Source organism: Aeromonas finlandensis (genome assembly GCF_000764645.1).
Taxonomy (GTDB): Bacteria; Pseudomonadota; Gammaproteobacteria; order Enterobacterales; family Aeromonadaceae; genus Aeromonas; species Aeromonas finlandensis.
The window spans coordinates 1-9,467 of sequence record NZ_JRGK01000076.1 but is presented as its reverse complement, the minus strand read 5'-3'; the positions used below and the strand labels follow the sequence as shown (position 1 = coordinate 9,467).

The following is a 9,467-nucleotide window of genomic DNA, read 5'->3' as shown; positions in this document are numbered from 1 at the left end:
GTGCTGCACTGCTTCACCGAATCTCTCGAGATGGCGCAAGCGGCGATGGCGATGGGGTTCTATATCTCCATCTCGGGGATCGCGACCTTCAAAAATGCGTCTGCACTGCAAGAGGTGGTCAAGGCTCTGCCCCTCAGCAGATTGCTGGTCGAGACCGACTCCCCCTATCTTGCACCCGTGCCGCATCGGGGGAGGGAGAACGAACCCGCTTTTGTGCGAGACGTTGCCCAGTTTATTGCCGACCTGCGCCATATACCGCTCGCTGAATTGGCAGAAGCGACCAGCCGGAATTTCTTTGAACTGTTCAAGCTGGCGAAAAAATAATCCCCAAGCCCCGTCATTCGGGGCTTTTCATATTTCAAATACCAAGCTGGATTACCCGCCTAAATATTAACTGTACGACACGTTATCTCTCACTTTTCATGCCAATTTTACTCTTTCGTTCCTGCAAAACTGGGTTGAATGATATTCCGATGCTTCTTTTATTCAGTGTGGTCAAAGGGTATTAAAACAGGATGCTTTAAGTATCGATAATATTCATTATCGATACTTGATGTATGGAAAGGATCCTGTAAGATCCTCTCAAACTTCATATGAATCATAGAGTTCCGTGGCATTTCCAACCTTGTCCAATCCAGCTCATCAGTCACTGCAGACTGTGTTCGATGCGCAACTAAATAGCCGGGCACGCCGCTTTTTGCGCAGTGCAAAAGCGGATTCCACCCTCAATGCCTATCAGGCGGATACCCGTATTTTTGTCTGCTGGTGCCAATTGCACGGGCTGGATCCGCTGCAAACGACCCATCACGACATTATGAATTTTCTCGCTGATCAGGCCGACGGCGTATTGGCCGACTGGATATGGCTGGATAAAGAGGAGGGGAAGGGGGAGCTGCGTAATGGCGAGCCTCGAAAACCAGCAACCCTGGTGAGACGGCTGGCGGGGATCCGTTATGCCTTCAAGCAGAAAGGCATTCACCCCATGCCCACCGAACATCCCGAAATCAAGGAGATGATGCGCGGTATTGTCAGGTTGGGGGATAACCGTAAACGCAAAACCGGCGCCCTGACGCTGCAACCATTGACCCAGGTGCTGGATGGCATCGACACCGGTGATCTGGCTGGCTTGCGTGATCACACCCTACTGCTCTTGATGTTCAGTGGCGCCTTGCGCCGCTCGGAAGCGGCTCGGATTGAGGTGAGCGATCTCGATTTTGTGGGGCAGGGGATCCGCCTTCGTCTCAAACCGAGCAAGCATCAGCTGCATGAAACCGAGATCGCCCTGATCCCGGGCAAGCACTACTGCCCCGTCTCGGCGCTGCAAAACTGGCTATACAAAAGCCGGATCAGCGAGGGGCCGCTGTTTCGGCGTATGAATCGTTGGGGTCAACTGATGGCTGAACCACTCGGCCCCCAGGGCATCAATCTGATGATCAAGCGGCGAACCGGTCAAACCATTGACGATCTCTACGTCAGTGGCCATAGCCTGCGTCGCGGGTTTATCACCTCAGCCGTGACTGCCGGCAAGCCGATGAACAAGATCATCGAGGTGACGCGCCACAAGGATATGCGAACCCTGCAGGAGTACTTCGATGACGCCCACAAATTCTCCGATCATGCACTCGATGGCTTGCTCTGATATCACTGCGTCACTGCGTTATTTATGTTAAATGATATCCTGTTGATCTGATGATATATTTGTCGCGCAGCCAACAGCCCAAGGTGGAAGGGTCATCTTCCAATGGATAATGGCATGAGGTGAGAGATAACAAATTCGAAAATGAAACATCGCAAGGACATATGAGCCAAGAAATGACAGTGCGTGAAGAGCAAGAGGCGGCCCCCCAAAACAATGCCGAGCGGCAGCGCCAACATGTAAAACGCAAACAGGAGACCCATACCCGATTGCAATGCTGGATCAGCAATCGCCACGCCGAGCGATTGGCTGCTCTGGGTCTTCATCTCGAAGACAGTCAGGCATCGCTGATAGAGCAGGCGATCGATCTGCTCTATCAACATGAGTTGGGCAATGAACCCCTGTTTGAACACACAGTCGCCACGCAGGTCGAAGAGACCGTTGAATAGAGCCAAGAGTGAAGTAACAGCTATTTGATAAGAGATAAAAAAAGCCAGGTACGAATTCCTTGTACCTGGCATAGGGGAATTGGCTCCTTGCAGAGCCGTGCGCTAACTGGTGTTCGGATTGCCTTAAGCTTAGACAAGGCTCAAGGCTTTTCAAGATCCGAAGAAAAGTTCAACCAGAGTGTGGGTATTTCAGACTCGTTCAAGTGCTTATGCACCGGACGGCCCACTATGCATTGAACAGATTGTTGTCACGCACCAGCTCGCGGGGGAGGGCATTCTTGACCCGACTGCCAACCCATTTCCCCATTCCCAGGGTATGCCCCTGATAGCGGACGATCACCTCGCCAGCGCCAGCATCCTGCTCTGGCCAGACGTCCCGCCCCATCATGAATTCCCGCGCATTGGCGCTATCCAGTTCGACCACGCCCTTGCTCGCTTTATCGCCATAGGCCAACGCCCACTCGTGGGTGAGGCGATAGCCTTTCTTGAAGGTCTCGGCCAACTTGATGCCGATGCGATCGAAACGCAACTTGCCTTGCACCTGATCAAACCGCTGGGGGAAGAGCCAGATCTCGTCATTGCGGCCAAACAGTTGACCCAGCGGCGTCACTCCGAAGTTGGTTTCAATCTCGCGCAACATGGGTTCCGCCTCTTTGGCCGGAAGCGGCGAAAAGGGGAATTTACCCAGCTTGCCCGGCTTGAACATGGTGTTGGGCACCGAGTGATGCTTGCGCAATCTGGCGACGAAAAAGCCTTCACTGTCGAAGATCTGGGGCCAAACGTGCAGGTATCCTTCAGATGTACAGGCCTGCTCTGCATGGGGGAACAGGTCAGCCAGCGAGTCAAAGCTCAAGGCATCGCCAAACTTGTCCAGCAGGGATTGGCAGACAGCCTGATTCTCCTGCTGACTCAAGGTGCAGGTGGAGTAGACCAGCACACCACCCGGTTTCAGGGCATGGAAGGCGCTCTCCAGCAACCCTTGCTGCACCGCCGCAATCTCGTCGATGCTCTCGATGCTCCAGTTGCGCAGGGCATCCTCATCCTTGCGCACCGTCCCTTCGCCGGAGCAGGGTGCATCGAGCAGGATGGCGTCGAAAGTCTCCGGCAACCACTGGCCAAACACCTTGGCATCAAAATGGGTCATGCCCACATTGGTCACGCCGCAGCGCTGGATATTGGCGCTGAGCACTTTCAACCGGCTACTGGAAAACTCGTTGGCAACCAGCATCCCCTGATTGTTCATCAGGGCAGCGATCTGGGTAGTCTTGGAGCCGGGGGCCGCCGCTGCATCCAGCAACATGCCGTCCGCTTTGATCTTGTCGCTGGCAAAGAGCGCCGTCACCGGCAGCATGGAGCTCGCTTCCTGAATGTAGAAGAGCCCGCTCAAATGCTCGGCGGTGTTGCCCAGCGGAACTGTTTCATCGCGGCGGGTCAGCCAGAAGCCGGTGTCACACCAGGGCACGGGGTCGAGCAGCCAACCCAGTGGCTCCATCAGGGCGACGAAGTCGGAGACGGCGATCTTCAAGGTATTGACCCGAATGCTGCGGCGCAGCGGACGTCGACAACTGGCCACAAACTCATCCATCGAGAGATGGGCCGGCATGATGGCCGCAATGTGGCGTAAAAAGTAATCGGGAAGGAAGGTGTTGTCGTGCACTGTGCCGTCTCGTTGACCGAAAAAGAGGGGCGATATCCTACCACAAGGCGAGGAATATTCTGAATCTGAACCCCAGGCACCGGAATATAAAAAAGCCCGGCACGGGGCCGGGCTTGGATGAGATATGCAAAGGGGAGGGATCAGGGCTGGATGCGCGGGCTCCACTCCTGCCACTCTTTCTCGGCCTTGCCGTAGAGCGGATAGCTGTGACCCGCCTTGACGGTCGCCCCCATCTCTCTCTCCGGGGTATTGAAGGCGATGCCACCGGCCAACAGACTCTGCACCGTCTCCACTTCGATGGTGCCGCCGGTCAGGCCGATATCCGCCTTGACTCCGGAGACATTCCAGAAGCGCGAGTTGGCCCGCACCAGATGGGCATACTCCTGATCCACGTTGACGTCGATCACCACCTCGCTGCCATCCCGAGCCAACGCCACCTTGGTGACACCGCCCACCACCATCTTGCGAAACAGCAGCGGGCTGCCGACGTTCAGGCCATTGACGGAGGGGCTCTTGAGGGTCAGGGCCAGACCCACCGGACCGACCTGACTCAAGGGGAAGCGATCTTTTCCTGCGCCTTTACCGGGGTGCGCCTCCACAAACGCCCCCTTGATCAGGGTATCGAGGTGCGCAACACCCCCCAGCCCCAGCTTGGCTTGCACCAGCGTAAAGCGGGCGCCGGATTGCAGGAAACGCTCGGCGTAGTGGCCATCGAGTTCCGCCTTGAAGATCACCTGACCCAGTGACGGCTCCAGCTCGATCTCTTCAATTTTGCCGATATCGACCCCGCGATAGCGGATCGGGCTGCCAATCCCGAGCCCCGGATTGCTCTCAGCCACCAGTGACAGCTGGCGCACCTTGGCCTTGGCTTGCTCCCTGGAATCGAACAGTTGATGACTGCTACGTCCATTGGCCAACCGATCGAACTCGATGGCGCCACGCAGCAGGGTACCGAGGTTGCCCACCTTCACCTGCACACCATCGACCCGCACCTTGGTGTCGATGGCCGGTTTTTTCCAGAATTGGGGTTGCTGGGCGAGGAGGGGAGCATAGACTCCATCAATCTCGAGTTCGATCTCGACCCCCTCTTTGGCGGCGCGCAGCTGTTTGACCTTGCCCGCTTCCAGCCCCAGATAGAGCACCGGTGAACCAACGCCGATGCCATCGGCCTGATCCGCTTTGAGCAACCAACGCTGGGGCTTGGCATCACGGGTACCGAGCAGTGCCAGCTCCTGACTCGGGTAGAGACGATTAATCCGCTCGCCACTGCTGGCTTGTACCAGCTTGATCCCGCCCCCCAGCCAGGCACTGGCCGGACTGGTTTCTACTTTGATGCCACTCAGATCGGCATCGATCTGCAGCGGGGCGGCGCGATAGAAGCGGGCCCGGTTGAGTAGATGGCCATAGTTCGGCGCCATCACCAACTCGACGCTGGCATTGCCCCGCGCATCCAGGGTGAGCTGGCTGATGCGGCCTACCTGCAATCCCTTGTACCAGACAGGTGCATCCTGATTGAGCCCCGCCAGATCGTCAGCCTGCAGCGTCACCTTGGTGCCGCTCTGGGGGGCGCGATCGGTCAAGGTCATCTTCTGGGCCGGTTTGCCCGCCACATAGTCGAGACGAATGGCAGGGCCGGAGAGCAGGCGATCCGCATGCTGCACGCCGGTCGCGGAGAGGGAGACGCTCTCCCACACCAGCTGGCTCTTGTCGGTAATGCGATAAGCCTGCTCCGGATTGATCAGCGCCGTCACCACGCGCCCTTTGTCGGTGAGACGAATGGGGTCGATACGACCAATCTCGATCCCCTCATAGAGGATGGGCATCCCCTCCTTGACCGGAAGATCGCCAGCCGCAATGTCGATACGCTCGCCGCGCGCTGCTTCCGCCAGCCCTTTGTAGAGGACGAAGGTCTGTCCCTTCTCCGGCTCCGGCGAGGCTTTTGGCGAGTCAAAGGCGATGCCGCCGCTCAGAATGGAGGTGAGGCTGCCAGCCTCCACACTCACCCCGGCCAGACTGAAGGAGCCCTTGATGCCACTGATGTTCCAGAAGCGGGTATCGGCTTTGACCAGATGTTCAAAACGCGGCTCGATCACCAGATCCAGAATGACGTTCTGATTGTCCTGGCCCAGACGGGTATTGATGACGCTGCCCACCTCGATACCGCGGAAATAGAGCTTGGCGCCAATCCCCACCGAGCCCAGCGAATCAGCGGTCAGATGCAGCATCCGCCCCTGTGCCTGATAACCGGGGGGAGGGCCCTCCAGCGCATCGAAGGTCTCCTGCAGCGGATTGCTTTCGCGCCCCGGCTGCAGATTGATGTAGTTGCCGGAGACCAGGGTATCGAGGCCGGAGATCTCGGTCAGCGACGCCTTGGGGCTCACCAGCCAGAAATCGGATCCCTTGCGGATCAGCGGTCTGGCACGGCTGTCAATCTTGGCCATCACCGCAATCTTGCGGCCATCTTCAGCCAGCTCCAGCTCCTGCACCACGCCGATGGCCACCCCCTGGTAACGAACCTGGGTTTTGCCCGGCAAGATGCCGTTGCCCTGGGCGAAGTTGATCTGGATAAGCTGGCCACGGCTCACTACCTGCTGATAGAGAAAGCCACCTGCCAGCAGCAGGGCTATCAGGGGTAACAGCCAGACCGGCGATAACCAGCGACGCTTTTCAATGACGGGTTCAGCCCCGATCATACCGACTCCTTATTGGCTGGATTAAACAGCACATCACACAAAAACAGAGAACTCATCAACGGGCCGCCTTGTCCCACAGTAAACGGGTATCGAGCATGCGGGCCGACATCATGGTCAGCACCACCACACCGGCAAAGGCGGTAGCCCCCGGGCCAGCGCGGACACTCAGCAGGACACCCCGATCGACCAGCGCCACCATCAGCGAAATCACGAACAAGTCCAGCATCGACCAGCGACCGATAAAATCGATCACCCGATACATCACCAACTGGCGCTTGCGCCGCACCGGTTTGGCCCGCTGCAACTGCCAGCAGATCCAGCCCAGCCCCAATATTTTGCCCACCGGCACCAATATGCTGGCGGTGAGGACGATGGTGGCAATCCCGCTCATTTTGCTGCGATAGAGCATCATGATACCGCTGAAGATGGTATCTGACTGCAGCAACCCCTTGTTGTAGAAATGGGTAATGGGCAGCAAGTTGGCAGGCAGCAACATGAAGGTGGCGAGCGCCAGCAAGCCCCACGACCAGGCGAGGGAGTGGGGAATGCGCACCTGCAGCTTGCTGCTGCAACGGGGGCAGACCGCACCGGCTTGATAGCGCACCAGCAGGCCGCAGGTATGGCAGCGGCAGAGCCCCATCTCACGGGCGCTGGTCATGTTCCGGCTCCTGTAACGGGATCCGCGCCCAGTAGGGGGCGGGGTCAAACAGGATCAGCAGGGTCATGTTGAGCAACATCAGAATACTGAGGCTCAGCAGACCGCCACCGAGGCGTACATCGGCGATGTCGATCAGCTTGAACAGGGCAACCAGCAGACTGACGATATAGACCTCCAGCATGGCCCAGTGGCGAAACACTTCGACCAGCTTCAAGGTAGGGGCAAGGATGTGCCAGCGTTTGGCCAAGCCCGATGCCAGCGCAAAAATGCCGGTCAGCAACCCCACCGGCGCCAGTACGGCGCACCAGAGCACCAGGCTGGCAACCCAGAATTCCCCCTCGCCAAACAGCACCAGGATCCCCCGCAGCAGGTCGGCATCGGAGTTAACCCCCGCCAGGCGCAGATAGATCAGCGGTTCAAAAAAGGCAGAGGGGAGCAGCAAGAATCCGGTGATGGTCAGCGCCATCAACTGGGAGGGACGAAAGGCATAACGGCCATAGAGATGCTGATGACAACGCGGGCAGTGAGCATGGCGACGCAGCGGCAGTGCTTTGCGCTGGATCAGCAAGTCGCACGCCGGGCAGACAATCACGGAACTGGGCTCCATCATACAATCCAACCGGTTGAAGGAATTGGTGAAATTTACCCTAAAACCGGTTTCCTGTCTTGCCTGCGGCCGGAATGTTACGAAAGTATAATTGACGTTAACGTAAACGTGATATTAGATAGCCAGACTAGACAGGTGAAAGGAGTCATGATGTCCAGTTTGTCCCCCTCGGCAGGCCTGCGCTTTCGCAGCGCCCTTGCCAACGAAGGTCCCCTGCAAATCGTCGGCACCATCAATGCCTATATGGCGCTGATGGCCGAACGCAGCGGTTTTCAAGCCCTCTATCTCTCCGGCGCCGGAGTGGCCAATGCCTCCTACGGCTTGCCGGATCTCGGCATGACCTCCCTCAACGACGTGCTGATCGATGCCGAGCGGATCACCGCGGCGACCCGAGTGCCACTGCTGGTTGATATCGATACCGGCTGGGGCGGAGCATTCAATATCGCCCGCACCATTCGCGCGTTTGAGCGGGCCGGGGTCGCCGCCGTCCATATGGAAGATCAGGTGGCCCAGAAGCGCTGTGGTCACCGTCCCAACAAGGCGGTGGTCACGCAGGAGGAGATGTGCGATCGCATCAAGGCAGCAGTGGATGCCCGCGAGAATAGCGAGTTCGTCATCATGGCTCGCACCGATGCACTGGCGGTGGAGGGGATGGAGTCGGCTCTTGAACGCACCGCCGCCTATGTGGCCGCTGGCGCCGATATGATCTTCGCCGAGGCGGTAACCGAACTGGCCCAGTACGACCAGTTCAAGCAGGCGGCCGGAGTGCCGATCCTCGCCAACATGACCGAGTTTGGCAAAACCGAGCTGTTTGACAAGGAGCAGCTCGCCGCCCACGGGGTCGACATGGTGCTCTACCCCTTGAGTGCCAACCGGGCCGCCAATCAGGCCGCCCTCAACGTCTATCACCATATTCGCCAGGATGGCCATCAGCGCGCCGTCGTGGAGACCATGCAGACCCGGGAGTCGCTCTACGACTTCCTCGGATATCACCACTACGAACAGACACTGGATCGTCTGTTTACAGCCAAGGAATAGGAGGCAGCTTATGGGACAGCAAAAACCGTTGGGCGGGGCAGGTCTGCGCGGGCAGAGTGCGGGGGAGACCAGCATCTGCACCGTGGGCAAGAGCGGCACCGGTCTTACCTATCGCGGTTATGACATCAAGGAGCTGGCCGACAGCGCCCAGTTCGAGGAGGTCGCCTATCTGCTGCTCAAGGGGGAGTTGCCCGGTGAGCAGCAGCTTGACGCCTACAAGCGCGAGTTGCGTCGCCTGCGCACCTTGCCCCTGCCGCTGCTGGAGGTACTGGAACGCATTCCCGCCGATGCCCATCCCATGGATGTGCTGCGCACTGGCTGCTCCATGCTCGGCGATCTGGAACCGGAAGATGGTTTCGAGCATGAGCATGAAGTGGCGGATCGGCTGCTGGCTGCCTTTCCGGGCATTCTGATCTACTGGTACAAGTTCAGCCATGAAGGTATTCGTATCGCCCTCGACAGCGACGAGGAGTGTATCGGTGGCCATTTCCTCGCACTGCTGCACCAGAGGGCGCCGAGCGAGCTGGAGCGTCGGGTGATGCATGTCTCCCTCATCCTCTACGCCGAACATGAGTTCAACGCCTCCACCTTTGCGGCGCGGGTCTGCGCCTCGACCCTTTCCGACATGTTCTCCTGCATTACCGCCGCCATCGGTACCCTGCGCGGCCCGCTCCATGGCGGCGCCAACGAGGCGGCCATGGCGATGATCGAGCCCTGGCAGGATGAAGC

Annotated in this window: 9 protein-coding genes; 5 read left to right on the top strand and 4 right to left on the bottom strand. The window is 58.4% G+C overall.

The annotated features are described in order from the left end of the window. The 3 genes from LD28_RS0109080 to LD28_RS22210 all read left to right on the top strand — a co-directional run. Window positions 1-324, top strand: a 324-nt coding sequence (locus LD28_RS0109080; RefSeq protein WP_033136656.1) for a TatD family hydrolase, incomplete at its 5' end; no start/stop codon positions are given. Window positions 325-697: 373 nt separating this feature from the next. Continuing rightward, on the top strand, window positions 698-1,639 hold the full coding sequence (locus tag LD28_RS0109075) for a tyrosine-type recombinase/integrase (protein ID WP_420911706.1): 942 nt from the start codon (window positions 698-700) through the stop codon (window positions 1,637-1,639). Window positions 1,640-1,800: 161 nt separating this feature from the next. Beyond that, entirely contained in the window at window positions 1,801-2,085 is a 285-nt protein-coding gene (locus LD28_RS22210; protein ID WP_081959482.1) for a RepB family protein, read from the top strand. A 226-nt stretch (window positions 2,086-2,311) separates the two neighbouring features. Here LD28_RS22210 and rsmF read toward each other — a convergent pair whose 3' ends face one another. From rsmF to LD28_RS0109050, 4 genes are all read right to left on the bottom strand, one after another. Further along, window positions 2,312-3,742, bottom strand: a complete 1,431-nt coding sequence (gene rsmF, locus LD28_RS0109065; RefSeq protein ID WP_033136653.1) for a 16S rRNA (cytosine(1407)-C(5))-methyltransferase RsmF — start codon at window positions 3,740-3,742, stop codon at window positions 2,312-2,314. Window positions 3,743-3,882: 140 nt separating this feature from the next. Next, on the bottom strand, window positions 3,883-6,435 hold the full coding sequence (locus LD28_RS0109060) for an MlaD family protein (RefSeq protein ID WP_033136652.1): 2,553 nt from the start codon (window positions 6,433-6,435) through the stop codon (window positions 3,883-3,885). 55 nt (window positions 6,436-6,490) lie between these two features. Beyond that, entirely contained in the window at window positions 6,491-7,093 is a 603-nt protein-coding gene (locus tag LD28_RS0109055) for a paraquat-inducible protein A (protein WP_033136651.1), read from the bottom strand. Next, the gene (locus LD28_RS0109050; protein ID WP_033136650.1) at window positions 7,077-7,703 is read right to left on the bottom strand and encodes a paraquat-inducible protein A; all 627 of its coding nucleotides are present in this window, start codon (window positions 7,701-7,703) and stop codon (window positions 7,077-7,079) included. Before LD28_RS0109050 ends, LD28_RS0109055 begins: the two co-directional genes overlap by 17 nt. A gap of 147 nt (window positions 7,704-7,850) precedes the next feature. Between LD28_RS0109050 and prpB the strand changes: the two genes are divergently transcribed. After that, window positions 7,851-8,738, top strand: a complete 888-nt coding sequence (gene prpB, locus LD28_RS0109045) for a methylisocitrate lyase (RefSeq protein WP_033136649.1) — start codon at window positions 7,851-7,853, stop codon at window positions 8,736-8,738. Window positions 8,739-8,748: 10 nt separating this feature from the next. Further along, on the top strand, window positions 8,749-9,467 hold a 719-nt coding region (locus tag LD28_RS0109040), incomplete at its 3' end, for a citrate/2-methylcitrate synthase (RefSeq protein WP_033136648.1).